We start from the raw sequence: 23914 nt of genomic DNA, 5'->3' as shown, positions 1-23914 counted from the left end.
CGTACCACGGTATTTGTCAGTGTGACAAGAACCGGGGTGCGATCAGGGGACCGGAACCTGCACCGACACCAGTTCGCCGTCGCCGAGGTGCACCAGCGCGGAGCCGACCTGCACCCGTTCGACGATGCTGCTGCGCGGCAGGCGCATGCCGAGCAGGTCGCCCTCGGTGATCGCCTGCGGGCTGAGGAGGGCGCCAGACCGACGTCGTTTCATGTCCACCTGCCAGCCCGTGAACCCGACGCCGAACTCGGCCGTCAACCCCGCCGCGACGATCGCCTGGCCGTTGTCCGCCGCGCTCTTCACGAAGCCCTGCAGCCAGCTCTTCGCGGGTGCGTCCTTGACGAGCTCGGCATCGTCGATGACGAGGACCCGGCGGCCGGGTTGCCCGTCGAACAGCGGTGCGAGGTCGGCCTCGGTGACGTCGACGCCCTCGTGCGCGCCGAGGACGCCGGGCTCGGACGCGAGGGCGCGCAGGGGCGACTGCCGCGGGGTGACGAGCACGATCTCGCCGCCCTCGCGCAGCACCGACCGTGCGATCGACAGCAGGACGGAGCTCCGACCGGACTTCGCGGGACCGCCCACGACGAACGAGCCCGCGGCCGCGAGGTCCGGCCCGATGGCGGTGAGGTCGTCCCCGCCGATGCCGACGAGGCCGAACAGGGCGGCGTCGTCGTCGCGCATCTCCCACGCCCGGTCGAACGGCACCGGCCCGGACAGCTGGTCGACGCGGAACGGCCGACGGGCACGCTCGACCGCGCGGTCGCGCTCGGTCGCGAAGGTCGCGAGCGCGGTGATCGCCGCGGCCTGCGACTGACCGGTGCCGGCGGCGGCGAGCAGGGCGATCTGCGTCTCGGTGGCGGACTCCGACGCGAACGCCCGTCCGTCCGGGACCTGCTCGGGCAGCTTGCGGGGGTTGAGCGACGCGAGGCCGTAGTCACCGCGGTCGGAGAGCCGGAGGACGAGCTTGTCCTCGACCAGGGTCGCCATCCGGCTCGACAGGAGCTGACGGTCCCCGGTGACCACCAGGTGGATGCCGACGCTCGCCCCTTCGCGCAGGAGGGTCATCACCTGGTCGGTCGGTGCGCCGTGGTCGAGTTCGCCGAGCGAGCCGACGAACCCTTCCCACCGGTCGAGCATGAACACGATGTGGGGGAGCCGGTCGGCGGGCACGACCGCCGCCGCGCGCTGCTCGACGATGCTCGCGAACCCGCCGTCGGCGAGGACCTGCTGCCGGCGGGCGAGCTCCTGGGTGAGCTTCGTGAGGAGACGCTGCGCGCGTTCGGTCTGCACACGCTGCACGACGGCGCCGGCGTGCGGGAGGGCCTGGATCGGCAGCAGCGCACCGTTGCCGCAGTCGAGCGCGTACACGTGGACGTCGGCTGCCGAGGTGTTCCGGGCGACCGCGGCGGCGATCGTGCGGAGCACCTGCGACCGACCGCTCCGCGGAGCACCCACCACGTAGAGGTGTCCGTCCGAGTCGAGGTCGAGGCTCCGGACCCGCTGCGCCTGCTCGGCCGGGAAGTCCTGCAGTGCGAAGGGCAGCGGGCCGACCCGGGCATCGGTCGTGCTGCTGTCGTCGAGCTCCCACGCCCGGTCGTTCAGGTCGGTGAAGAGCAGCGTCTCCGGCAGGGCGTCGAGCCACGGACGGTAGGGAGCCGGTCCACCGAGCTCCGTCGCCGCCTCGGCCACCGCACCGACCAGCTCCTGCAGGTCGGTGCGTTCCTCTGCCTGCAGCTCCTTCGACTTCGGTGGTGCCGGCGGTGTGGTGCCGAGCGACGACCACGAGACGGCTCCGGCCCAGACCTGCTTGCGTCCGGTCGACAGCCCCGGACGCCGGCCACCCACCCGACCGGCCTGGAACGGCAACAGCGCGCCGGCCCCGAGACGGATGTACCCGCGGCCGGGCGTGCTCTTCTGGATCTGCGCCGCGTCACCGGCGTCGATGACGTCGGTGCTCTCGCTCGAGTCCGTGACCCGGAGCGCGATCCGGAGGTTCGTGTTGGCGCGGATGTCGTTCGACACGACACCCGTCGGACGCTGCGTGGCGAGGATCAGGTGGATGCCGAGCGACCGTCCCCGCTGTGCGATGTTGACCAGGCCCGTGACGAAGTCCGGGAGCTCGCGCACGAGACTCGCGAACTCGTCGATCACGATGAGCAGGCGCGGCATCGGCGGCAGCGGCTCACCGCGGACGAGGCGGTCGACGTAGTCCTCGATGTCCTTCGCGGCGGCGTCGGCCAGCAGGTGCTCGCGGCGACGGAGCTCGGCGCCGAGCGACTCGAGGGCCCGTTCCACCAGGTGCGTGTCGAGGTCCGTCACCATGCCGACCGTGTGCGGCAGCGGCGCGAAGTCGCGGAACGCCGCACCGCCCTTGTAGTCGATGAGGACGAAGTTCATGCCCTCCGGGGTGTTCGTCGCCGCCAGGGACGCGACGATCGTCTGCAGGAGTTCGGACTTGCCCGACCCGGTCGTGCCGGCGACCAGGCCGTGCGGGCCGTCCTTGCGGAGGTCGAACGCGAACGGGCCGTCGAGGCTCTCGCCCACGACCACCTCGGTGGTGCGCGCACGCACGTTCCACTTGCCCGTGAGCGCCCGCGCCGTCGGCGGTTCCAGCAGCATCACGTCGAGCAGCCGCGACGACGACGGCAGCCCACCGGCATCGCTCTCGTCGTCGGCGTCGACCATCGGCGCCACCGCCCGGGCGACGGTCTCGAACCAGCCGTCCGGGATGCGGTCCGGTCGGACGTCGGTGACCGTCGCCTGACGCTGGGCGGCGACACGGATGCGCTCCGGACCCACCGTGACGACGACCGAGCACTCCTCGGGCAGCAGGCGTGCCTCTTCCTCGATGCAGATCGCCCGGACACCGACCGCTGGGCCCTCCTTGAGGATGCGGATCAGGCCCGGCAGTGCGCGCAGCCGTCGAGCGCCGTCGAGCACCACGACCACGTCGGGACCGGGGATCCCCCGCACGTTCGACTCGCGCATCGCCCGCTGCCGTGCGTCGATGAGCTGCCCGATCTCGGCGACCCGCGCGCCCAGCGTCTCGGCGTCGTTGCCGATCGCGATGACGGCGTCCTGCCCGAACCCCGGTCGCGCCTGCGGCACCCAGCGCAGCCACGCCCACTCGTCGGCGGACTGCGCGTCGGTGAGCACCACGAACTGGGTGTCCCGCGGGCTCTGCAGCACCGCGAGCTGTGCCACGAGCCACGACGTGAGGTGCCTGGTGTGCTCGTCGCGCCCGGCGACACCGACCACGCCGTGCTCGCCGAGGTCGACCACGACCGGCACGTCCTCGGCCAGCTTGTCGACCGCCCGCCGGTGCTCCAGCGCTGCCGGGTCCTCGAGCACGACGCCCGACGGCACGTCCGCCGTGCCGACGCGCAGCGTCAGGTAGTCGGGGTCGGTCCGCCGACGCTCCCACAGCCGGGCGCGACGGCGCAGGGCGATGTCGAGCACCGTCGCCGGATCGGGCGCGCTGGTGCGTGACTCGCGCTGGTACCGGACCACTGCCTCCAGGGCGTCCGCCTCGACCGCCTTCTTCGTCTCCTCGTACTCGGCCACCCGCTGCCGGTGCGTCTTCTTGCCGTTGCGGCGGTCCCACCAGGCGTTGCCGAACATGATGATCGGCGACATGAGGCCGAAGGCCAGGTACGCGACGTTGTGGAAGATCGAGATCATCACGGCCGCCATGCCGAGCGGCGCGAGCGCCGCGATGATCGGGATGGAGCGGCGCGACTGCTGCCCCGGCGCGGCCGGCAGCTTGAAGACCGTCGGCGTCTCCTCCGGCAGCAGGCGCGGCGGCCGGGTGTAGTCGAGCGTCCCGCCACCTGGTGTCAGCGTGATCGCCGCCCGGTCGGCGTCCGGGACCGCGACCGACAGCAGCGTGTCGCCGATCGTGACGACGCTGCCGGGCTCGACGGGCGTCTCCTCGTCGAGCTCCGTACCGTCGAGGAGGACGCGCGAGCCGCGCGTCGGGATGATCGAGAACCGCCGGTTGAGGTCGAGGCGCAGGATCGCCGCGTACTCCGGGGCGGTGCGGTCCGGCAGGTGCACCGTGGCGTCCGGAGCGGAACCGACGTGCGCGATGCCCGCGTCGAGCACCACGACCGTGCCGGCACCGGGCCCGCCCACGATGCGGACGCTCGGCAGGTCGGCCGGCAGCGGGAGGACCGGCGCGGGGGCGCCGAAGGTCAGGCGGGACCCCTCGAGCAGGACGCCGTCACCGAGCCGGGCGTGCGGGGTCGTCGGGACGGCGTCGACCGCGACCTCGACGATGGACTCGGCGCTCAGGCCGAAGCGACGGGCGACGATCTCGACGACCTCGCCGAGGACGGTGTCCTCGTCGCACTCGACCACGAAGTCCGCGGTGGCGTCGGTCGGCAGGTGGGTCGCGGTGAACGTCAGGCGCACGCGGCACCTGCCACGTCGTGGGTCCTGGTCGTCGCGGAGCACCCCGTCGAGGCCCCCCGCAGCGTCGTGCTGCCGCTCATGGGTCGATTCTCGCAGGTTCCTGCGCCGCGCAGGCCGGGTTGCGTCCGGCTTGTGGATGGGCGGTCGGACTGGAGGCGCGGTGCAGGGGAACGGGCTCTGCTCACCCATGCGCGCGGTTGCGGGCTCAGCGCGGCGGGTCGCTATCCTTCGTGCTGTGCACGACGCCCCACCGGAGATCCTGGAGTTCAGTCCGGTGCAGCTCTCCAAGTGGCGGATCATCTTCGGCGGTCTGGGGCCGACAGCGCTCTGTGCACTGATCGGCGGCATCGTCGTGCTCTTCCCTGCTGGCAGGAGCGCCGCGATCGGCCTGGCGTTCTACGGTGCGCTCTACGCGGTCATGGTGTGGCCGGCGATCGGCCTCGCCGTGTGGCACCGCAGGGTCGCGACGATCCGGATCACCGACGATGCGGTCGAGTTCCGAGGGATCGTCCGGCGCCGACTCCTCCCGCGGGACGCGGACCTTCGCTGCCTTCGCTCGGCGTTCGACAACTGGCCCGCCAACGAGATCCTCTTCATCGTCCACGGCGGCCGTAGGAGGCGTCGGATCAGGATCGACTCCTGGAACTGGACCACCCCGAGGATCCGCGAGATCAGCGGGGTGCTGCGTGCTCGGACGCGGTTGCCGAGCAAGGGGAAGAAGATCGAGCAGCTGGTACCGGGCGCCGCCCGCTACTGGGAGCGGTCGATCGTGAAGCTCTTCGCGCTCATCTTCGCGGGGTGTTTGTTGGCGATCATCGCGGTCGTCATCGTGTTCGGGTTCATCTTCCCGATGGGGTGACACCGCACCGCGCAGCGTCTGGACATCTGTCCCGACGGGTCGTCATCGTCCGCCACGCGCTCGACGGGATGACCGCAGGTGGCGGCTCCCGATGCTGACGCCGACGACCAGCGCGAACGCCCACACGATGTACCGGATGAGCCACGCGGTCGGTCCGTCCCAGGGGCCCGTGTCGTACTTGCCTCCTGGGAGGAGTGAGACGCCGACACCGATCGCGAGCACGATCACCGTGTCACGGGCGAATGCGGCCCAGCGGCGTCCGGGCGTGAGGGGGCGTCGTCGTGTCATGGCTCCTTGGTGGTGCGGTTGTCGTCATTGACGTCACTGGGAGTCCGGGTTGAGCACCAGCCCGAGCGCGAACTGATCGACCAGTGGCGCAGCGAACGACTCGTCAGCACGTTTCGGGATGAAGGTGGTCAACACCGCGGTCAGCGGATCGGGCAGCTGCGCGATCGGCTGCACCCAGCGGATCGTCGTGGCCGGGACCGCACGGCGCAGGAGTGAGCGTCCTGGTGTCTTCGCCCGGTCGAGGATGCGCGTGGCCGGGCCGAGCGCCGTCATGCAGGTCGACACATCGGGATCGCCGGTTCGTCCGGAGAGCGGGAGCAGTGCGTCGTCGACCGCCTGGGCAGCAGAATCCAACCCAGGGAAGTACTGGATGACCGTGTACGCGAGTACCTCGACCGTCGGAGCGTCCGTCGTCAGGACGAAGAAGTCGTGGGCATCGACCTCGTTCCGCAATTGCGCCAGTTTGGTCATGGTCGATTCGAGCGACGATTCCAGGCGCTTCGGGACCGGCCACTGGAGGTGACTGATCACGTTCGCTGTCGCGGCGCGCCCGGTGGTGGTCGGGTCGCCCTGGATGAACTTCGTCCAGGCGTTGACGTAGTCGAATTCGAGTCCCATCAGGTGCTCTCCGTCCTCGGTTGCCCGGTCACTTCGGCAGTCGTCAGCGACGACGCTCACGCCCAATCGACACGCACGTCGCGCAGAAGCTCGTCGAGCATGGGCCGAGCGAGGGCGCTGTCGTTCTCGTCGGGGACGAAGAACGACACGACCACCGTGAGCTCGTTCAGGCCGTCGACGATGGGGATGATCGCACGAACGACCTGCATCACCGGCCGGCCCCGGCCGCCGGTGCTGCGTTCCCGCATCTCCACGAGCGTTGCTGTGCCTAGGGGCAGGTCCAGCGTCCCGACACTGGCGTCGCCGATGCCGGACGCCCGCGGTGCACGAGCGTCGTCGATGAAGATGTCCGCGCGGTCGACACCGGCGACGGTGTGAACGACCGCGTACGCGATCGCTCGGACCGTCGGCGCGGTGGTCGAGAGCACGAAGCAGGTCTCTGCCTTCGCCGCTGTCTGGAACGCGGCGATGTCGCGCACGACCGTTCGGAGCACCGTGCGTTCTCGACGCTTCGGCCGCTGCTTCGCCTGCGCGAGAGCGTGCTCCACCGCGGCGTCGGTGACCTCGTCGATCGCACCCTCGTCGTCGAGCAGCGTCCAGGCGCGGTTGTAGTTCCACAGCAGGCGAATCAATCAAGTCCCCTCGCTGCACCGCACGCGACCGCTCGAGGCATCGCGGTCGGTGTTCGGTCTGTGACCCGGACGACGCCGTGCTCAGCAACCGGACTCATCGCGCCGAGACATCCTGTACGAGCCGATCGATCATCGGCAGCGCGACAGGCAGGTAGAGCTCGTCGGGGATGAAGGACGACTGCGCAACAGCCAGGTCGTGGCCGTGGCTGTCGATCCGGATGATCCACCGCACGATCGTCTGCAGACTGGACTTGCGACCTTCACCGATCCGCTCATGCGTCAGTATGCGGGTTGCTTCCCCGACCGCGAGTTGGTGACGACTCACGTCCGCGTCACCGAGACCGGAGGGCCTCGAGGCGAGAGCGCTCTCGACGAACTCGTCTACGAGGTGCGCTCCCGGCGACGAGTGCACGAGCGTGTAGGCGATCACCTGCACTCTCGGCGTGGTGCTGCAGAGCGCGAAGCAGGACTCGGCCCGGACCTCGTCCTGCAGCCGCGCCAAGTCTTCCATCCGCGAGCGAACCGATGACCGCTCTCGTCGCGTCACCTTCTGCTGAGCCTGCGCCACGGCTTCGCTCGTGGCCAGATCTGCGACCATCTCAGGATCGCCGTGTTCCAGCAGCGTCCAAGCCCGACTGTATGAGTACAGGACCTCGGTCATTCGTCACCTCTCTGCGCCCCTTTACGAAGCCACCGGACGAATCCGAGCGGCCGGTGGCCGCGTTCGGCCAGCCGCCTTCGGCTCATGAGCCAACTGCCGATGACGAAGGCACCGGCGAAGAGCGCTGCGTCGATGGCGCCCAACCAATTGTCTCTGTGGAGAAACCACCCGAAGAGGGCTCCGCCAGCAAGGACGGCGATCGCAATGTTCCGCTGGCCCCGAGTCGGGAACCGCCCTGGAGTCGGTGCCGGGTCTTGGACGTGTTGGGCGACGGGGATCCGGGTTGCAGACTCGATGATGATGGTCGCGAACACGGCGACGACCACCGCTATCGCGAGCACCCATCCGATGATGCGCAGGGGCAGCGCCTCCTCAGTCATCGGCACAGACGCAACCATTCCGCAGAAGAACGCTGCCGCAGCGACCAGGGGTATCGGCTGGACCCCGAGCCGACCGTTGGCGAGTGACTCGACCGAGATCGTCCTGCTCCGTTGCGGATCGAGGCTCCTGCTCGCAGCCCATTCCGTGGTCGAAGTCGAGGAGGTCAGGATGCCGCGACCCGTGAGCCACTCCCACAGCTCCGACCGCCGAACCTCGTCCGGGAACCACGCCCACGCCGGAAGTTGCGCGCGGATGGTCCCCGTACCGTCGCGGAGCACGGCGGCAGCGCCGTATTCACCTTGAACGAACTCTGCGCGGCGGAGAGCCGCGTCGCCTGAACCGGCCTGGTCGACCGACAGCAACTGCTCGGCACCTTGACCGTCGCGGAGCACGACGAGCTCGTCACGGAGACCGATGCAAGCTGTCCTCCGGAACCACGAAGGACCGTCCGCCGGTGCGATGCCGTGGTCTTCGACGCGCTTGCGCCGGACACGTCCAGACAACGCGACGAACACTGCCGTCGCGAGCCCCAGGAGGACGATGGTCTTGATCGCGACCCAGACAGCGTCGGAATCGGGCCCGTTCATCAGCGTGGTGACCAAGGGTCCGTAGACGACGGCGAGGAACGCGAGACCACCGCCGATCACGATGGCCGTCATCAAGGCTGTCGAGCGGGCTGCGCGGTGACCCGCGGGCCGAACCAGAATCGCCTCTCGTGCCAGAGCTCCGACACTGCTTTCGTCATGACGCGGGAAACGTTCGAGGAGCACGTTCAGCCCACTTGATCGCAAGGCAAGCTCCCTGGACGTCACCGTGACCGGTTCCATCCACCAGTCGTCGACAGCAATCAGCCATGATCCGTTGTCACCACTGAGCAGGATGCCTCCGTTGCCAGCTGTCAAGGACACTGTCGGGGGGAGTTCGGTCCAATCGATGAACGTCGCGTTGCGGAGCGTCGAGGTGACGTTCCGGCGGCCCCGGTCCGACTCCGCGACCAAGGCGTCGTCGACCAGCCACAGTTGGCGTGTGTCGAAACGCGCAGCCCATCGATCGCTGGTCAACGCGGCTCGGGCGAGCGGCTCAGTCATCGAACCTGATTATCGCAGCCAGTTGATCGACGATGGCGATCACGGCCTCGACATTGACTGCTTCCATCGACTCGGTCGAGAGGACCGCGATCGAGTCCGCGACGTGCCACGACCAGGAAGCATGCGTTGCGACGACCATCCCACGCTCGGGGAAGGGCTGTGGGAACCGTTGGACGAGCCGGAGAGCGGGGCCGGCGTGAGTCTGGATGATGCGTTCGTCGGGATCTTCGAGCACATCTGAAGCGCGGAGCCCCCGACGCACCTCACCCGGGCTGCGTCCGTCGAGCGGAACGACCCTGCCCACCAGCCATCCGATCGGACCACGGCGTTCGTCCACGACGAGCCATGCGGCGTTCGCTGCGCCGCTCAGAAGCAGTTCGGCGAGCGGATCCGAGTCATGTTCACCGTCGCGGACGAGTGGAAGTGGAACCAGGGCGGGCGTGTCTGGCCAGCGAATCGAGATCATGCGGTCGTCCATGCGAATCCGCTCATCAGGATGTCGAAATGTGCCACCCGCTGATCAACGAAGTCGGTGCCGACTCCTCGGAACGAGACGACGACGAATGTCCCTGACTCATCCGGCACTCCGATGAGGTACTCGACGCGAGTCTGGTCGAGCGTTCCTGCTGCGTCCTCATCGCCTCGCAGTGCGCTCGTGTAGGCAAGGAGTCCGTCCGGCGTCGTCGTGTCGCCGGAAGCGCCCGCGAGCGTCGAAGAGATGCTGTCTCGCGTACGGACCGCCGGACCCGCTGGCAGCTCGATCCGATCGCCGCCCAGGCCCGCGGCGAGGTCGTCGGAACGCAGCTCAGCAACCTTCGGCCCGAGGTACGCGGCCGTGACGGTGATCATCATGTTCGCCCGGTAGCCGCCGAACTGCCCATCGAAGAAGAAGACGTCAGCCGTACCGATGTCACGCAGACCGGAGAGGGCGCGTTCAATGTCGCGTTCTGCTCTCTGACGAGCGACAACCCGATCTCGTTCAGGCAGGTCCGAGCGCTTCGCGAGCATGGGGATGTGCCGCTCGACGAACCGTTGAGCCATCGACGGTCCAGCATCTGCGGTCCGGTAGCGGTACCACCCGTCAGGCGTCAGGAAGCGGTAGGCCGTTGTCACAGTGACCCGACGTGGATCTCTGTCTTCGAGTGCCAGTAGCTGTTCCAACCGGATTGAAGGTCGGTCTTCACGTCGCCCAGGGTCTGGATCGTCGACATGTTGCCGAGCGCCTGCGTCTCGATCGTCACGAGGGACGGCTTGACTGCCCTGATGTAAGCCTCACGCATGAGTGGCGCATTCCACGCGAGCTTCCGGACCATCACAGCCTCGGCGAGTCCGCCTGAGATCAGGTTGTCTGCGAGCCGGACAGAGCGGCCGTTCCCGACTGCCTTCGCAGCGTCGACTCCTCGAGTCGCTCCTCGGAGGAACGCGTTCGTCTCCTCGGCGACGGACCCGCCCCTTGCCACAACGCCAGCGGCGGCTTCTGAAGCCGTCTTGGTGCCCACGGTCGCCCGGAGCATCTGCATTGCTGGCTTGGCTGCCGAGGCCGCTTTCAGCCCGACGGCGGAGAGTGCGAACATCACTGCGTCGTTGGTGACGTCGCCAGCCGTGGCATCACCGGCCACCGCCTGTGCTGAGGTCAGCAGGAGCTTGGTACCCGCTGCCACGAGCCCGATCACCGCGATGGCGAAGAGTGCACCGGGGATGAACAGGGCGGCGAGGACGGTCGCGAGCAGCAGTACCGGGCCGAGGGCGTCCAGGGCGTCCTTGATCACGTTGATGACGCCCCGCGCCCCGTGGATCGCCTGCTTCACGTGGTCGAACCAGCCGTCCTTCAGCCCGTCGTCCGCGCCCTGTCGGATACGATCGGCGACCCGACCGGCCAGCTCCCCGTACTCGCCCTCTTCGCCGAAGGGACCGGCGAGCCGGTGGATGATCGCCTTCGCCGCGTCGATGTCGCCCTGCGCCGCACTCAGCGCCCGGTCCTGCGCGTCGACCTGGTCCTGGTGTTCCGGACTGTCGGCCTCGGCCGTGATGGTCTGGTTCGCGGCAGCGCGGTGCGCGTCCCGCGCGTCCTGCGCCTGCAGCAGGGCTGCGTCGGCCTCGCGCTGGAGCCCCTCGAGCCCGTCCGCCCACTGGTCGAGCGCGGCGGCGAGCTCGGTGTAGCGGCCCTTGGCCTTCTCGATGGCACCGGCGAGGTCACCAGCGGAGTCGCGGAACTTCGTCCCCGACTCGCTCTCCCAGCCCTCGCCGTCCTTCAGGCTGTTGAGGCGGTTGACCTGCTCGGTGATGGCCTGCTCGATCGAACGGGCACCGGAGGCGGACTGCCGGATCTCGGCCGGGTCGCCGGGCACCGGGTCGAGCTGCATGTCGACGGCGCTCCAGTCGCTGGGCCGTGCCATCAGCTGTCCTTCCCGAGGATCTTGTTCGCAAGCTCGACCTCGGTCTGGGTGAAGCCGTCGTGCGCGCTCTCGGCCATCTCGGCCACGGCCTTGATCGACTCCTGGAGGCGCCCGCGCCGGATGTCCCAGTTGCCGGCGAAGTCGTCGATCGCACTGCCGACCGTCATCGAGCCGATGCCGGTCTTGTAGTCGGATGCGGCAGAGGCGACGTGTTGGAAGTCGCCGTGCAGCCTCGAGAGGTCGGATGCGAGATTCCCGATCAGGTCGAGATCGAGCTTGATGGTGCCGGCCACGGTTCCCCCGGTGGATTCCTACTGCTGCTGGTCGTTCGACGCCGCCCCTGCGGCGAGAGCGGTGGCCGGCACCCCCAGGCGCCGGCCACCGTCGTGCTGGTCCTGACTAGCCGATGCTCGAAGCGAGCTGCTCGTCCGTCGACTCGAGCGTGTTCGCCGCGCTCTCGAGGAACCCGGCCATGCCGTCGATCGCCTGGATCGTCTGCGTCGCGCCGGAGTTGAACTCCGAGTACGTCGCGTCGAAGGCCTTGGACGACTTGTCGGTGACGTAGCCCGACGACACGAGGTTGTCGATCTGGCTCTTGAGCTGGCTCAGCTGGTCCTCGATGGACTTCTGGCCGTTGCGCAGCTGCGAAGCCTGGTTGCGGAGATCGTCGTAGGTGACGTTGACGTTTGCCATGTGCATACCCTCCCGATGCGGTATTTGATGTACCGGGAGCCCCCCGGCGGTTCGACGATACTTGATTCCGTTGCATCTCGCACCAGGTGGGGACAAGAACCAGAACGAGGGGTACACCGTGGCACGACGTCGCAAGGACGAGGGGACACCGGAGCGTCCGGTCGTCACCCACGCCGAGGTCGAGCGCGATCGACAGGCCGGTCACCTGTCGCGGGCGTGGGTGCTGCCGAGCGCACCGGTGTCCGACCGCGAGCCGGACGCCGTGGTGCACACCGACCAGCCGCTCCCCACGATCGGCGTGGTGCCGCGGCTCGTGCTCGAGGTCGCACCGGGCAACGTGGTGCCGCTCGACCAGCCGGTGGTCCTGGGGCGCAAGGTCCAGACGGCGCCCGGACGGCGTGCGGTGCTGCTCGACGACCCGGGTCGTTCGGTGTCGCGCGAGCACGCCGCGATCCGGCCGACGGGCGACGGTGGGCTCGTGGTCGAGGACCTCGGCTCCGCGAACGGCACGGTGGTGGTCCGGGCGTCCGGGGCGCAGGAGCCGAGCGTCGGTGGCGCGCAGGTCGTGGCCCGACCCGGTGACGTGGTGATGGTCGGCGACTACGCGGTCCGGGTCCTCGCCGGCTGACCACCGGCCGCGTGCCGCCGCATCGCCCGTAGGAGCAGCGGCCCCGGCAGCCGCAGCAGCCACCCGGGCAGGATCGCCCGTGCGACCCGCACCCGGCGCACGGTCTGCCGGAAGCGCCGCTGTTCGCGCGGCCCCCACGCGAAGCCGTACTGCGACCGGAGGGCGTCCGGGAGCATCCCGACGGTGACGACCCGCACGAGCGGCATCGCGGCCCGAACCCACAGCGGCGCGAACCGGGGGTGCAGCAGGTCGCGCACGACGCCGCGGGCGTCGTCGGTGACGCGGAGCCCGGCGAGTGTGCCGGTCCAGTAGCGGTCGAAGTCGGCGACCGTCGCCGGCCAACGGTCCGCCGGCACGCGCAGCGCGGTGCCGATCGGGGCGTAGGCGTCGAGCACGCGTTCGGCCAGCGCGGGTCCCGCTGGCGTGCCGAACAGCTCGTGGGCGCGCATCGCGGAGTCGTACAGGGTCGCGGCCACCCAGAGCTGCCGGTCCACGTCGTCGGCTCCGGCGACCGGCCGGTGGGCGCGGTCCACGAAACCGGCCGCGACGGCAGCGTCGGCGTCGGTGCCGACCACCACCGCGTACACGAACGTGAGGGTGTGGGCGAGCCGTTGCTGCGGCCGTCGAGCGAAGTCCGAGTGCCGCCGGACCCCCGTTGCGACCACGGGGTCGGCGATCTGGAGCAGGATGGCCCGGCCTCCGGCGGCCACGGGCGTGCTGTCGGCGAGGAACCGACGCAGGTCGCGTTCCGGGACCCCGCCCACGGACGGACTGGAGGGACGGTGCGGGCCCGGCCCCGTTCCTCCCGTCCGGCGACCGCTCACGGTCGTGGTCCGCGCCGTCCGGCGCGGAGGCGGGGGAGCACGTCGATCACGATGGCGGCGGCGAGCGCGAGCGTCCCGCACACCAGGGCGGCGACGAGGAACGCCGCGCTCCCGACCTGCCCCGTCGCGGCGGCGACCAGGACGGCGACCAGCCAGATCGCCGGGAGCGGCCAGAGGTGGCTCGGCGATCCGGCGACCACCGCGAGCAGCACCCCGGCGACGACCAACGGCACCCAGAGCACGTTCGTGCCGCACGGCGGTCCGTACGTACCCGGACCACAGTCGGTCACACCGGACCGGACACCCGTGTGCGCCGCGGCCGCGACGAGCAGGAGCGATGCGAGGGCCAGCAGCCGAGCCACGGCGGGCATGCTGCGGACACTGTCCTGGACGCGACGGAGCACGGCCCGATCGTACTGGGCCGTGCTCCGTGGGGGCCGTCGGTCAGAGAGGCTTGGTGCCGAGGTCGTTCCCGAGGTCGGGGCGGTCCTCGTCGTCGTCGTGCTCCCACAGGTCGGGGGAACCCTCGCGCGGCGAGCCACCGGTCGGCCCGTCGTCGGTACCGTCACCGGGCTGCGGCTCGACGGTCTCGCCGGCGACGGCGTCGTTCGTGACGGTCTCGAGGGACTCCTCGGACTCGTCCACCTCGTACGGGCCGACGTGCTCGCGGTCGACGTCGTCGTCGCGACGCTGCTGGGCCTCGAAGTCGTCGACGGGGCTGATGCCGGGATCGCTCATGGTGGTTCCTTTCCGTTGCGGGCTTCCTGCCTACCCGTCAGGCCTCGACGGGCGTCCGGTTTCGTGTCGTGTTCACCCGGAGGACACCTGCCGGTCACGCCGCCAGGGCAGCATCGCGGGTGCTCGGGGGAGTGGAGCGCGGTCGCCGACGGGTGGTCGAGCGACCGCGCCTTCCCCGCCCGGGCGATCCCGGCGGGTCAGAGCCGTTCGAGCAGGTCGTGCCGCTCGATGTCGGCCAGCGCGAGCGTGCGGTAGCCGGCGGACTCGAAGAACACCGTGATGCGGTCCTCCTCCGTGCTCATCACGACACCGGTGCCCCACTCGGCGTGCTCGACCCGGGCGTCCGGCGGCCAGGCCGTGTCGTTGGCACCGTCGGCGACGTGTGCGGCGGCCTCGTAGGCCGTCCCTGACGAACAGGTGTCGCAGTTCCCGCACGGTTCCGGCAGCTCGTCCCCGAAGTAGCCGAGCAGGAACTGCCGCCGGCAGCCGGTCGTCTCGGCGAGCTGGCGCATCATCGCGATCCGGGACTCCTCGACCCGCTCCCGCTCGGCGGCGCGGTCCGCGGCGGCACGGGCCGCACGGCCGGCGTCCCGTGGACCGTCCGGCACCCGGGCGATCCCGTCCACGTCCTCGCGCAGGGCCCGGGCGTCGAGCAGGGCGTTGAGCGCGCGACCCGCGGTCCGGCCGGAGAGGCCCGAGGCCTCCTCGACCGCCGAACGGGGCGACGAGCCGGTGGCCGGGACGGCGTCGAACACGGCACGGACCGAAGCGGGGCGCGGTGCCCCGGACGCGAAGAACGTGCGCAGGCCGAAGTCCTCGGCGCGGTAGTGCAGGGTGGCGCCGGCGGGTTCGGCGTCCCGTCCGGCACGCCCGATCTCCTGGTAGTAGGCGTCGATCGACTCGGGCACGTCGGCGTGCACGACGTACCGGACGTCCGGCTTGTCGATGCCCATGCCGAACGCGCTGGTCGCCACCACGACGTCGACGTCGCCGTCCAGGAACCCGGTGTGCACGGCCTCCCGCTCCCGGATCGGCATGCCGGCGTGGTAGGGCCGGGCCCGACGACCCCGGGCGGCGAGCGCGTCCGCGTACTCCGTGGTCGCGGCACGGGTGGCGACGTAGACCACGGTGGCGCCGTCGAGCTCGGCCACCTGCTCGACCACGGCCGCGCGCTTCTCGGCGTCCTCGGCGTGCCGGACGACCTCGAGCCGGATGCCGGGCCGGTCGAATCCCGACGCGAGCACGAACGGGTCGCGCATGCCGAGCCGTTCGACGATGTCGTCCCGCACCGGAGCGGAGCCGGTCGCGGTCAGTGCGAGCACGGGCGGACGGTCGAGACGCTCCGCGACCTCGCCGAGCGCCAGGTAGTCCGGGCGGAAGTCGTGGCCCCAGGACGAGATGCAGTGGGCCTCGTCGACGGCGAGCAGCACGACGCCGGCGTCGCGGAGTCGCTCGAGCACGTCGTCCTTCGCGAGCTGTTCGGGCGCCAGGAACACGTAGCCGACCGCACCGGCGGCGACGGCGTCCCAGGCCTCGGCGACGGCGCGGGCCTTCCTCGTGGCGTTCATCGCGACGGCGCGGGGAGCGCCCTCGTGGTGCTCGAGTCCGACGACCTGGTCCTCCTGCAGGGCGACGAGGGGCGAGACCACGACGACGACGCCGTCCAGCTCGAGGCCGGCGACCTGGTAGATCGCGGACTTCCCCGATCCGGTCGGCATCACGGCGAGTGCGTCGCGTCCGTCGAGCACGGCGTCGATGACGGATTCCTGGTCGGGTCGGAGGTGCCAGCCGAACACGTCGGCGGCGCGGGTACGGAGCGCGTCGTTCACCGTTCCACACTGCCGGGCGGACGCTGGGGGACCGTTCGACGGGTGCGCCCAGCGGATCGGGCGGGGCGGAGGTGATCCGCGCCTCCCGACCGACGGGTGCGCGCACGACGTGACGGGCGCGCACCGCGCGTCCACCTGCCGGCGCTAGGCTGGCTGCCGGCCGTTGTCTCGACATCGAGCGACCCTCGATGGTGAGTGTGGCGACCGGGTAACCGATGCCGATCGCACGGAACGTGCGGGAAGAAGAACAGCGTGGATCTTTTCGAGTACCAGGCCAGGGACCTCTTCGAGTCCTACGGCGTCCCCGTGTTGCAGGGGATCATCGCCGACACCCCGGACGAGGCGAGGGCGGCGGCCGAGAAGATCGGCGGAGTCGTCGTCGTCAAGGCGCAGGTGAAGGTCGGCGGTCGCGGCAAGGCCGGCGGCGTCAAGGTCGCCAAGACCCCGGACGAGGCCTACGAGCACGCCCAGGCGATCCTCGGCCTCGACATCAAGGGCCACACCGTCAAGCGGGTCATGATCGCCCAGGGCGCGGACATCGCCGAGGAGTTCTACTTCTCGGTGCTGCTCGACCGGGCGAACCGCTCGTACCTCTCGCTCACGAGCGTCGAGGGCGGCATGGAGATCGAGCAGCTCGCCGTCGAGAAGCCCGAGGCCCTCGCCCGCGTCGAGGTGGACCCCCTGACGGGCATCGACGCCGCAGCCGGTCGTGCGATCGCCGAGCAGGCCGGGTTCCCGGCGGAGCTCGTGGACCAGGTCGCCGACGTCTTCGTCAAGCTCTACGACGTCTACAAGGGCGAGGACGCGACCCTCGTCGAGGTGAACCCGCTCGTCCGCACGGGCGACGGCCAGATCCTCGCGCTCGACGGCAAGGTCTCGCTCGACGAGAACGCCGACTTCCGGCACGAGGGCCACAAGGCGCTCGAGGACACCGCGAGCGAGGACCCGCTCGAGGCCAAGGCGAAGGCCCACGGTCTCAACTACGTCAAGCTCGACGGCCAGGTCGGCGTGATCGGCAACGGTGCGGGGCTCGTCATGTCGACGCTCGACGTCGTCGCCTACGCCGGTGAGCGCCACGGCGGCGTGAAGCCCGCCAACTTCCTCGACATCGGCGGCGGCGCCTCGGCCGAGGTCATGGCCAACGGCCTCGACGTCATCCTCGGCGACCCCCAGGTGAAGAGCGTCTTCGTGAACGTCTTCGGCGGCATCACCGCCTGCGACGCCGTCGCGAACGGCATCGTCGCCGCGCTCGGCATCCTCGGCGACGCGGCCACCAAGCCGCTCGTCGTGCGCCTCGACGGCAACAACGTGGAAGAGGGTCGTCGGATCCTGGCGGAGGCAGCGCACCCGCTCGTCACCGTCGCCGCGACCATGGACGACGCGGCCGAGCAGGCCGCCGAACTCGCCGCCGCAGCGGCCTGAAGGGACTGACCATGTCGATCTTCCTCAACAAGGACTCCAAGGTCATCGTCCAGGGCATCACCGGCGGCGAGGGCACCAAGCACACCGCGCTCATGCTCAAGGCCGGCACGCAGGTCGTCGGTGGCGTCAACGCCCGCAAGGCCGGCACCACGGTGACCCACGGCGACGTCGAGCTGCCGGTGTTCGGCTCGGTGCGCGAGGCCATCGACACCACCGGTGCCGACGTCTCCATCGTCTTCGTGCCGCCGGCGTTCGCGAAGGACGCCGTGACGGAGGCCATCGACGCCGAGATCCCGCTCGTGGTCGTCATCACCGAGGGCATCCCCGTGCAGGACTCCGCGGAGTTCTGGGCACACGCCAAGGCCCTCGGTGGCAAGACCCGCATCATCGGCCCGAACTGCCCCGGCATCATCACCCCAGGGGAGTCGCTCGTCGGCATCACCCCGGCGACGATCACCGGCAAGGGCCCGATCGGTCTCGTCTCGAAGTCGGGCACGCTGACCTACCAGATGATGTACGAGCTGCGTGACCTGGGCTTCTCGACCGCCATCGGCATCGGCGGCGACCCGGTCATCGGCACCACGCACATCGACGCGCTCGCCGCGTTCGAGGCAGACCCCGAGACCGAGGCGATCGTCATGATCGGCGAGATCGGCGGCGACGCCGAGGAGCGTGCGGCCGACTACATCAAGGCGCACGTCACCAAGCCGGTCGTCGGCTACGTCGCGGGCTTCACCGCGCCGGAGGGCAAGACGATGGGTCACGCCGGCGCGATCGTGTCCGGCTCCGCCGGGACGGCCGAGGCGAAGAAGCAGGCGCTCGAGGCCGCTGGCGTCAAGGTCGGCAAGACGCCGTCGGAGACGGCGGCGCTGCTGCGCGAGGTGGTCGCGAGCAAGTAGCGCTCGCGGGTCCGGACGGACGGGAGGCGGGCACGTTCAGCGGCTCACCGCCGGTTCGGTTGTTATCGCCCGCAGGACATCCGAAGTCCACGCCGAACGGACCTGATGGTCGTTGCCGGCCTCGTCGACGTTGGTCGAGGCCAACGTCGGCCCGTTCCCGATCGGCATGTGCAGGATCTGTCGATGGTCGTAGATGCCCACGGACTTCGGACTCGTCCCGGTCTCGACGGCCACGCGGTGCAGCCAGATGTCGTCGGCCCTCGGGGCACTCTTGCGGAACTCAGAGCGACGGTCGCGCAGCGCCTCGAGCATCTTCGGCACCATGACGTGTCCCCAGCCTCCGGTTGCCAGGTGTCGTGCTGATGGTGGTCCGGCGGCGATCCGCTTCCAGTCGATGTACGGGGCGACGATGCCGCCGTGCATCTCGATACGCCGCGCGCGGTGCGTCGTGTTCGTCGACTGATCGGTTCGGTGCACGGACATCAGCGTCTCCAGCCACCGTCGCGGGAAGAGCCAGTCGTCGTCTGCGGTCACCAGCGGCACGCGGTGGACCGGGATCGACTGCACGTAGGGGTAGTACTTCTTGTGCGGGCCGTCATCCTCGGTGTGGAGAACTTCCGCTCCGCGTGCGATGAGCCGCTGCAGGCCCGGCGTCGGGTTCGCCACCGTCGAGGCGTCGTCGAGCCACAGGATCAGCCGGCTCGGGCGGGCGGTCCCTCGGGCGATGCTCTCGAGCGCGAGGTGCGCGGTGGCGATGCGCTCGCCGAAGCTCGTCATGCTCACCACGGGGCCACCGGAACGCGTCACCTGTTCCGCGGAGGTCATGTTTCGTGCCTGCAGGGTGAGGAGGCGCTGTCGGGTGCGGGCGACGAGTACTGGATTGCGCATACATCCAGTATGAAATACAAAATTTTGAATAGCAACGCGTCAACGCTGTCAGGAGCCACGCCTCGCGCATGAGCGTTGGCTTGCGGCGAGCCGCCGCGCGGCTGACACGGGATCGCGACGACGGCACGTATCCTCGCTGCGATGAACCGCCTGGGAACCGCAGTGCTCGCCGCGATCGAGGCGGTCGTGACGGTCGGCGTCGGCATCGGGATCGCCCTCGTGCCGCTGACGCTCCTGTGGGGCTTCGAGTACGGACTCCAGGTCGACTGGGACGTGTTCTGGAAGGCCACGGGGAGCGTGTGGCTGGTCGGGCACGGGGTCGACGTGTCGTTCGTGCTCGGCTCAGCGCTCGCGAGGTCGTCCGGCGTGAGCGGCGCCACCGACCCGATCCACGTGACGCTCGCGGCGCTCGGGTTCGCCCTCGTGACCGCCTGGCTCGCCGGCCGAGCCGGGCGCCGGTTCGCCGAGACCGAGCACCGCACGACCGGGCTCCTCGTCGGCACCGGCGTCGTCGCCGTCCTCGGGCTCCTCGTCGCACTGTCCTCCCGGTCCGCGGCGACCGTGCCGACGCTCTGGCAGGCGATCGTCCTCCCGGCGCTCTGGTTCGGGATCCCAGCCCTCGTCACGAGCGAGGTGTGCCGACGGCGACGGGGGCTCCCGGCCGACCCGGTCACCGGGCGCGTGCTCGACCAGCTCGACCGTGTCCCGACCTCCTGGCGTGCGATCGCGGCGTTCGGCCTCCGTGCCGGCACCGCCGCGACGGCTGCGGTCGTCGCCGTCGCCGGGGTCGTCGTCGCCTTCCTGCTCTTCGCCTCCTTCGCCGAGGTCATCTCCCTCTACGAGCGGTCGCACGCCGGCGTGGTCGGGGGGATCGCCCTGACGGTCGGCCAGCTCGCGTTCCTGCCGGACTTCGTCGGCTGGGCGACGTCGTGGCTCGTCGGGCCCGGCTTCGCGATCGGGACCGGTTCCAGCGTGTCGCCGATCGGCACGACGCTCGGGCCGATCCCCGGCCTGCCGGTGTTCGGCGCGCTCCCGGCGTCCGGGCACGCGTTCGGCCTGGTCTGGGTCCTCGTGCCGGTCGTGGCCGGGTTCGCGTCCGGCGGCCTCCTGCGCCCCCGGCTCGTGCAGGCCCTCGGCAGTGCGAACTCCGCCCTGCACCGGGCGCTCGGCGGCGTCGCGGCGGGCATCGTCGCCGGTGTGCTCACCGGGCTCGTGGCGTGGCTCTCGGCGGGGTCGTTCGGCCCGGGCCGCCTGGCCGACGTCGGTCCGCACGCGCTGGTCGTCGGGGCCTTCGCGGCCCTCGAGGTCGGTGTGCCCGCCGTGGTGGCGCTCGCGGCCGGCAGCGACCTCGTCCGGATGCCGGAGCGCGGGTGGGCCCGGGAACAGTGGCACGAGACGGACGACGGCCCTGCGGACATGGACGCCGAGACCGCTGCCGACGGCTCGCTGCTCGCCGCACTCGACCGCGCCGGTGCCGGTCGGACCACCGACGTGCACCGCTTCGTGGTCGAGGAGACGCACGGCAGCACCACGGCCGAGGCCGCACGCGCGGACGACGCCCATGCCGGCGGCGGCCATGCCGACGGTGCCCACGGCGGCGACGCTCGGGATCTGCCGGGGCGCGGCGGACCCGAAGAGGGCGATCGGGCACGCGTCGCCGCCACGCGGTACGACCGCGACGATGCGACCGTGGGCCGCGTCCCGGGCAGCGGCCCGCAGGGGTCGGGGAACGGCACCGAGGGCGGGAACGGGCCGGGGACCGGGGCTGACAGCAGCGCGCGGACCGAGCCGACCCGCACCGAGACCGAGGCGGGCGGTCCGGGGGAGTCGAGCCGCGCCTCCCGAACCACACCCGACCCCGCACCGGACCGCGACCCGGACGCCGACGTCGCACTGCCGGACTGGGCCCGCACCGACGCCGTCGCCGCCGACCGGGTGCCCGCCGACCGCGTCACCGATCGCCCGCGTGCCACCGGCCGCGGGGGAGTCGGCGCGATCCGCGACCGCCTGCGCGGAGCGGCCGACGGCGTCCGCGAGCGCGCCGGCGACCTGCGCGACCGGGTCACGGGAGCCGACGTCGACCGCGAGCCGGACGAGGCCCCGACCGCCGTGCCGCGTGCGCCGGGGACGGAGCCGCAGCCCGCGTTCCCGTGGAGCACCGAGGAGTTCGTCGCAGGTCGAGACGACGTCGAGGACCGGCACGACGACCGGGCCAGTGGCGAGGGCGGCTCGGTGCCGTCCGCGCCGACCGTGCAGCAGCAGCGGTGGGACGCCACGGACCAGATCCCCGAGGACGAGCTGCCGTGGTGGCGCCGCCCGAAGGACGACCGGTGACCGCAGCCCGGTAGGGTTGTCCCGTGCTCGAACTGGTCGTCCTGATCTCCGGTGCCGGCTCGAACCTCCGGGCCCTGCTCGAGGCGACCCTCGACGCGGAGTACCCCGCCCGGGTCGTCGCCATCGGTGCCGACCGCGACGCCGAGGGGCTCGGCCTGGGCGAGGAGTTCTCCATCCCGACGTTCACGGTGCCGTTCTCGCGGTTCGACTCGCGCGAGGAGTGGGGCCGCGAGCTCGCCGCCCAGATCCGGCCGTGGTCGCCGGACCTGCTCGTGCTGTCGGGCCTCATGCGGCTGCTGCCGCCGGCGGTCGTCTCCGAGTTCGGCCCCGCGGTGATCAACACACACCCCGCGTACCTGCCCGAGTTCCCCGGCGCCCACGGCGTGCGGGACGCCCTGGCCGCCGGCGTGGAGCAGACCGGTGCGAGCGTGATCCAGGTCGACGACGGCGTCGACAGCGGTCCGATCCTCGCCCAGGAGCGCGTCCCCGTGCTCCCCGGCGACTCCGAGTCGACGCTGCACGACCGGATCAAGCCGGTCGAGCGACGCCTGCTCATCCAGACCATCCTCGACATCGCCAACGGCACCACCGACCTGAAGGGCACCCCGAGCGCATGAGCGTGCACGCAGCCGACCCCAGCCTGTACCGCGACCGGGACCTCGTCCCCGTGCGGCGGGCGCTCATCTCGGTGAGCGACAAGTCCGGCCTGCTCGAGCTCGCCGGGGCCCTCGCCGACGCCGGTGTCGAGATCGTGTCGACCGGTTCCACGGCGCAGACCATCCGCGACGCCGGGTACGCCGTCACGGACGTGTCGAGCGTCACGGGCTTCCCGGAGTCGCTCGACGGCCGGGTGAAGACGCTGCACCCGTCGGTGCACGCCGGGCTCCTCGCCGACCTCCGACTCGAGTCGCACGAGCAGCAGCTCGCCGACCTCGGCATCGAGCCGTTCGAGCTCGTGGTGGTCAACCTGTACCCGTTCGTCGAGACGGTGGCCTCGGGTGCCGACACCGCGACCGTGGTCGAGAACGTCGACATCGGCGGACCCGCGATGGTCCGCGCCTCGGCGAAGAACCACCCGAACGTCGCGATCGTCGTGTCGCCGTCGTCCTACGCCGAGGTGGTCGAGGCCGTCCGTGCCGGCGGGACCACGCTCGAGCTGCGGAAGCGCCTCGCCGCCCAGGCCTTCGCGCACACCGCCGCGTACGACACCGCGGTCGCCGGCTACTTCGCGAGCGACGTCGTGGCGGACGCCGCGGCGCCGACCACGCGCGGGGACATCGAGACGCCGGGGTCGTTCGACGAGCACCTGACGGTGGACGCCGACCTCGCGGCGACGCTCCGGTACGGCGAGAACGCCCACCAGGCCGCGGCGCTGTACACGAGCGCCGGTGGCACCGGGATCGCCCAGGCGGCGCAGCTGCACGGCAAGGAGATGTCGTACAACAACTACGTCGACGCCGATGCCGCCGTCCGCGCGGCCTACGACTTCGCCGAGCCCGCCGTCGCGATCATCAAGCACGCGAACCCCTGCGGGATCGCGATCGCCCCGGCGGACGCGGCCGACCCGATCGCCGCCGCGCACGCCGCTGCGCACGCGTGCGACCCGCTCTCGGCGTTCGGCGGGGTCATCGCCGCCAACCGACCCGTCACGAAGCAGATGGCCGAGACGGTCGCCGACATCTTCACCGAGGTCGTCGTCGCGCCGGCCTTCGACCCCGAGGCGATCGAGATCCTCTCGCGGAAGAAGAACATCCGCCTGCTCACGCTGCCGACCGACTTCGCCCTCGCCCCGCGCGAGGTCAAGCAGATCTCCGGCGGGTTCCTCGTGCAGGACGCCGACCGCTTCACCGCGTTCGACCAGTCCACGTGGACCCTCGTCGCGGGCGAACCGGCCGACGAGCAGACCCTGGCCGACCTCGCCTTCGCGTGGAAGGCGAGCCGTGCGGTGAAGTCGAACGCGATCCTCCTGGCGAACCAGGGCGCGAGCGTCGGCGTCGGCATGGGCCAGGTGAACCGGGTCGACTCGTGCCACCTCGCGGTGAACCGTGCGGGTGAGCGCGCCACCGGCAGCGTCGCGGCCTCCGATGCCTTCTTCCCCTTCGCGGACGGGCTGCAGGTGCTCCTCGACGCGGGCGTCCGTGCGGTCGCCCAGCCCGGTGGGAGCGTCCGCGACGACGAGGTCATCGCCGCGGCCACGGCTGCCGGCGTGACGATGTACTTCACGGGCGAGCGGCACTTCTTCCACTGAGTCGAACAACCGGCAACTCCGGGAAACGCTTGCGCACCACGTTCGACTGTGAATAGTCTGTAAGGCTCCGCGACA

23 protein-coding genes are annotated in these 23914 nt (G+C 70.8%); 7 read left to right on the top strand and 16 right to left on the bottom strand.

Going from position 1 to position 23914, the window contains the following annotated elements:
* Nucleotides 1–42: 42 nt before the first annotated feature.
* Nucleotides 43–4413 carry an FtsK/SpoIIIE domain-containing protein gene (locus WFH25_RS07490; protein WP_336697283.1) on the bottom strand — a complete coding sequence of 1457 codons (4371 nt, stop codon included), beginning with the start codon at nt 4411–4413 and terminating at the stop codon, nt 43–45.
* 235 nt (nt 4414–4648) lie between these two features.
* Between WFH25_RS07490 and WFH25_RS07485 the strand changes: the two genes are divergently transcribed.
* Nucleotides 4649–5272, top strand: coding sequence for a hypothetical protein (locus WFH25_RS07485; RefSeq protein WP_336697282.1), 624 nt, complete (start codon nt 4649–4651; stop codon nt 5270–5272).
* A 42-nt stretch (nt 5273–5314) separates the two neighbouring features.
* Here WFH25_RS07485 and WFH25_RS07480 read toward each other — a convergent pair whose 3' ends face one another.
* The 10 genes from WFH25_RS07480 to WFH25_RS07435 all read right to left on the bottom strand — a co-directional run bounded on the left by WFH25_RS07480 (nt 5315) and on the right by WFH25_RS07435 (nt 12029).
* Nucleotides 5315–5560, bottom strand: coding sequence for a hypothetical protein (locus WFH25_RS07480; RefSeq protein ID WP_309886612.1), 246 nt, complete (start codon nt 5558–5560; stop codon nt 5315–5317).
* A 33-nt stretch (nt 5561–5593) separates the two neighbouring features.
* A complete protein-coding gene (locus tag WFH25_RS07475) occupies nt 5594–6178 on the bottom strand; it encodes a hypothetical protein (RefSeq protein WP_336697281.1) in 585 nt (194 codons plus the stop codon).
* A 56-nt stretch (nt 6179–6234) separates the two neighbouring features.
* The gene (locus WFH25_RS07470; RefSeq protein WP_336697280.1) at nt 6235–6810 is read right to left on the bottom strand and encodes a hypothetical protein; all 576 of its coding nucleotides are present in this window, start codon (nt 6808–6810) and stop codon (nt 6235–6237) included.
* Nucleotides 6811–6904: 94 nt separating this feature from the next.
* A complete protein-coding gene (locus WFH25_RS07465) occupies nt 6905–7471 on the bottom strand; it encodes a hypothetical protein (protein ID WP_336697279.1) in 567 nt (188 codons plus the stop codon).
* Nucleotides 7468–8940 (bottom strand): hypothetical protein, encoded by a 1473-nt coding sequence (locus WFH25_RS07460; protein ID WP_336697278.1) that lies wholly within the window; start codon nt 8938–8940, stop codon nt 7468–7470. Before WFH25_RS07460 ends, WFH25_RS07465 begins: the two co-directional genes overlap by 4 nt.
* Nucleotides 8933–9418 carry a hypothetical protein gene (locus WFH25_RS07455; RefSeq protein ID WP_336697277.1) on the bottom strand — a complete coding sequence of 162 codons (486 nt, stop codon included), beginning with the start codon at nt 9416–9418 and terminating at the stop codon, nt 8933–8935. Before WFH25_RS07455 ends, WFH25_RS07460 begins: the two co-directional genes overlap by 8 nt.
* The gene (locus WFH25_RS07450) at nt 9403–9981 is read right to left on the bottom strand and encodes a hypothetical protein (protein WP_336697276.1); all 579 of its coding nucleotides are present in this window, start codon (nt 9979–9981) and stop codon (nt 9403–9405) included. The genes WFH25_RS07455 and WFH25_RS07450 overlap by 16 nt, the downstream gene beginning before the upstream one ends.
* Nucleotides 9982–10049: 68 nt before the next feature.
* Nucleotides 10050–11336 carry a WXG100 family type VII secretion target gene (locus tag WFH25_RS07445; RefSeq protein ID WP_309886616.1) on the bottom strand — a complete coding sequence of 429 codons (1287 nt, stop codon included), beginning with the start codon at nt 11334–11336 and terminating at the stop codon, nt 10050–10052.
* On the bottom strand, nt 11336–11629 hold the full coding sequence (locus tag WFH25_RS07440; protein WP_070417741.1) for a hypothetical protein: 294 nt from the start codon (nt 11627–11629) through the stop codon (nt 11336–11338). The genes WFH25_RS07445 and WFH25_RS07440 overlap by 1 nt, the downstream gene beginning before the upstream one ends.
* Nucleotides 11630–11735: 106 nt before the next feature.
* Nucleotides 11736–12029, bottom strand: a complete 294-nt coding sequence (locus WFH25_RS07435) for a WXG100 family type VII secretion target (protein WP_070417742.1) — start codon at nt 12027–12029, stop codon at nt 11736–11738.
* Between the two features lie 70 nt (nt 12030–12099).
* On the opposite strand from WFH25_RS07435, the gene WFH25_RS07430 reads away from it, so the two are divergent.
* Complete coding sequence (locus WFH25_RS07430) at nt 12100–12657, top strand: FHA domain-containing protein (protein WP_175473636.1); 558 nt, start codon at nt 12100–12102, stop codon at nt 12655–12657.
* On the opposite strand, the gene WFH25_RS07425 is transcribed toward WFH25_RS07430, so the two are convergent.
* The 4 genes from WFH25_RS07425 to WFH25_RS07410 form a co-directional block, all read right to left on the bottom strand.
* Complete coding sequence (locus WFH25_RS07425) at nt 12630–13421, bottom strand: oxygenase MpaB family protein (RefSeq protein ID WP_336697275.1); 792 nt, start codon at nt 13419–13421, stop codon at nt 12630–12632. The genes WFH25_RS07430 and WFH25_RS07425 overlap by 28 nt on opposite strands.
* A 56-nt stretch (nt 13422–13477) precedes the next feature.
* The gene (locus WFH25_RS07420) at nt 13478–13885 is read right to left on the bottom strand and encodes a hypothetical protein (RefSeq protein ID WP_336697274.1); all 408 of its coding nucleotides are present in this window, start codon (nt 13883–13885) and stop codon (nt 13478–13480) included.
* 40 nt (nt 13886–13925) lie between these two features.
* On the bottom strand, nt 13926–14219 hold the full coding sequence (locus tag WFH25_RS07415) for a hypothetical protein (protein WP_070417745.1): 294 nt from the start codon (nt 14217–14219) through the stop codon (nt 13926–13928).
* 197 nt (nt 14220–14416) lie between these two features.
* The gene (locus WFH25_RS07410; protein ID WP_336697273.1) at nt 14417–16048 is read right to left on the bottom strand and encodes a RecQ family ATP-dependent DNA helicase; all 1632 of its coding nucleotides are present in this window, start codon (nt 16046–16048) and stop codon (nt 14417–14419) included.
* A gap of 252 nt (nt 16049–16300) precedes the next feature.
* Between WFH25_RS07410 and sucC the strand changes: the two genes are divergently transcribed.
* Entirely contained in the window at nt 16301–17470 is a 1170-nt protein-coding gene (sucC, locus tag WFH25_RS07405; protein ID WP_070417747.1) for an ADP-forming succinate--CoA ligase subunit beta, read from the top strand.
* Between the two features lie 11 nt (nt 17471–17481).
* Nucleotides 17482–18369 (top strand): succinate--CoA ligase subunit alpha, encoded by an 888-nt coding sequence (gene sucD / locus WFH25_RS07400; protein ID WP_071294764.1) that lies wholly within the window; start codon nt 17482–17484, stop codon nt 18367–18369.
* Nucleotides 18370–18405: 36 nt separating this feature from the next.
* Here the strand turns inward: sucD and WFH25_RS07395 are convergent, their stop codons facing one another.
* Complete coding sequence (locus tag WFH25_RS07395; RefSeq protein ID WP_336697272.1) at nt 18406–19257, bottom strand: hypothetical protein; 852 nt, start codon at nt 19255–19257, stop codon at nt 18406–18408.
* 141 nt (nt 19258–19398) lie between these two features.
* On the opposite strand from WFH25_RS07395, the gene WFH25_RS07390 reads away from it, so the two are divergent.
* Genes WFH25_RS07390 through purH form a run of 3 tightly spaced genes read left to right on the top strand, consistent with a single transcriptional unit; the run spans nt 19399 to nt 23839 of the window.
* Complete coding sequence (locus WFH25_RS07390; protein WP_336697271.1) at nt 19399–21591, top strand: cell division protein PerM; 2193 nt, start codon at nt 19399–19401, stop codon at nt 21589–21591.
* A 23-nt stretch (nt 21592–21614) separates the two neighbouring features.
* The gene (purN, locus tag WFH25_RS07385; RefSeq protein WP_070417751.1) at nt 21615–22208 is read left to right on the top strand and encodes a phosphoribosylglycinamide formyltransferase; all 594 of its coding nucleotides are present in this window, start codon (nt 21615–21617) and stop codon (nt 22206–22208) included.
* A complete protein-coding gene (gene purH, locus WFH25_RS07380) occupies nt 22205–23839 on the top strand; it encodes a bifunctional phosphoribosylaminoimidazolecarboxamide formyltransferase/IMP cyclohydrolase (RefSeq protein WP_261647071.1) in 1635 nt (544 codons plus the stop codon). Before purN ends, purH begins: the two co-directional genes overlap by 4 nt.
* The last annotated feature ends 75 nt before the right edge of the window (nt 23840–23914 follow it).

It is taken from the genome of Curtobacterium sp. USHLN213 (assembly GCF_037144815.1).
Taxonomy (GTDB): Bacteria; Actinomycetota; Actinomycetes; order Actinomycetales; family Microbacteriaceae; genus Curtobacterium.
This window is presented reverse-complemented; position numbering and strand designations above follow the sequence as displayed.

What these genes read in the sequence shown, in the direction of transcription:
- WFH25_RS07480 (WP_309886612.1), bottom strand. Translation starts at nt 5,560, where the DNA reads ATGACACGACGACGCCCCCTCACGCCCGGACGCCGCTGGGCCGCATTC.
- WFH25_RS07475 (WP_336697281.1), bottom strand. Translation starts at nt 6,178, where the DNA reads ATGGGACTCGAATTCGACTACGTCAACGCCTGGACGAAGTTCATCCAG.
- WFH25_RS07465 (WP_336697279.1), bottom strand. Translation starts at nt 7,471, where the DNA reads ATGACCGAGGTCCTGTACTCATACAGTCGGGCTTGGACGCTGCTGGAA.
- WFH25_RS07460 (WP_336697278.1), bottom strand. Translation starts at nt 8,940, where the DNA reads ATGACTGAGCCGCTCGCCCGAGCCGCGTTGACCAGCGATCGATGGGCT.
- WFH25_RS07455 (WP_336697277.1), bottom strand. Translation starts at nt 9,418, where the DNA reads ATGGACGACCGCATGATCTCGATTCGCTGGCCAGACACGCCCGCCCTG.
- WFH25_RS07450 (WP_336697276.1), bottom strand. Translation starts at nt 9,981, where the DNA reads ATGGCTCAACGGTTCGTCGAGCGGCACATCCCCATGCTCGCGAAGCGC.
- WFH25_RS07445 (WP_309886616.1), bottom strand. Translation starts at nt 11,336, where the DNA reads ATGGCACGGCCCAGCGACTGGAGCGCCGTCGACATGCAGCTCGACCCG.
- WFH25_RS07435 (WP_070417742.1), bottom strand. Translation starts at nt 12,029, where the DNA reads ATGGCAAACGTCAACGTCACCTACGACGATCTCCGCAACCAGGCTTCG.
- WFH25_RS07415 (WP_070417745.1), bottom strand. Translation starts at nt 14,219, where the DNA reads ATGAGCGATCCCGGCATCAGCCCCGTCGACGACTTCGAGGCCCAGCAG.
- sucD (WP_071294764.1), top strand. Translation starts at nt 17,482, where the DNA reads ATGTCGATCTTCCTCAACAAGGACTCCAAGGTCATCGTCCAGGGCATC.
- WFH25_RS07395 (WP_336697272.1), bottom strand. Translation starts at nt 19,257, where the DNA reads ATGCGCAATCCAGTACTCGTCGCCCGCACCCGACAGCGCCTCCTCACC.
- WFH25_RS07390 (WP_336697271.1), top strand. Translation starts at nt 19,399, where the DNA reads ATGAACCGCCTGGGAACCGCAGTGCTCGCCGCGATCGAGGCGGTCGTG.
- purH (WP_261647071.1), top strand. Translation starts at nt 22,205, where the DNA reads ATGAGCGTGCACGCAGCCGACCCCAGCCTGTACCGCGACCGGGACCTC.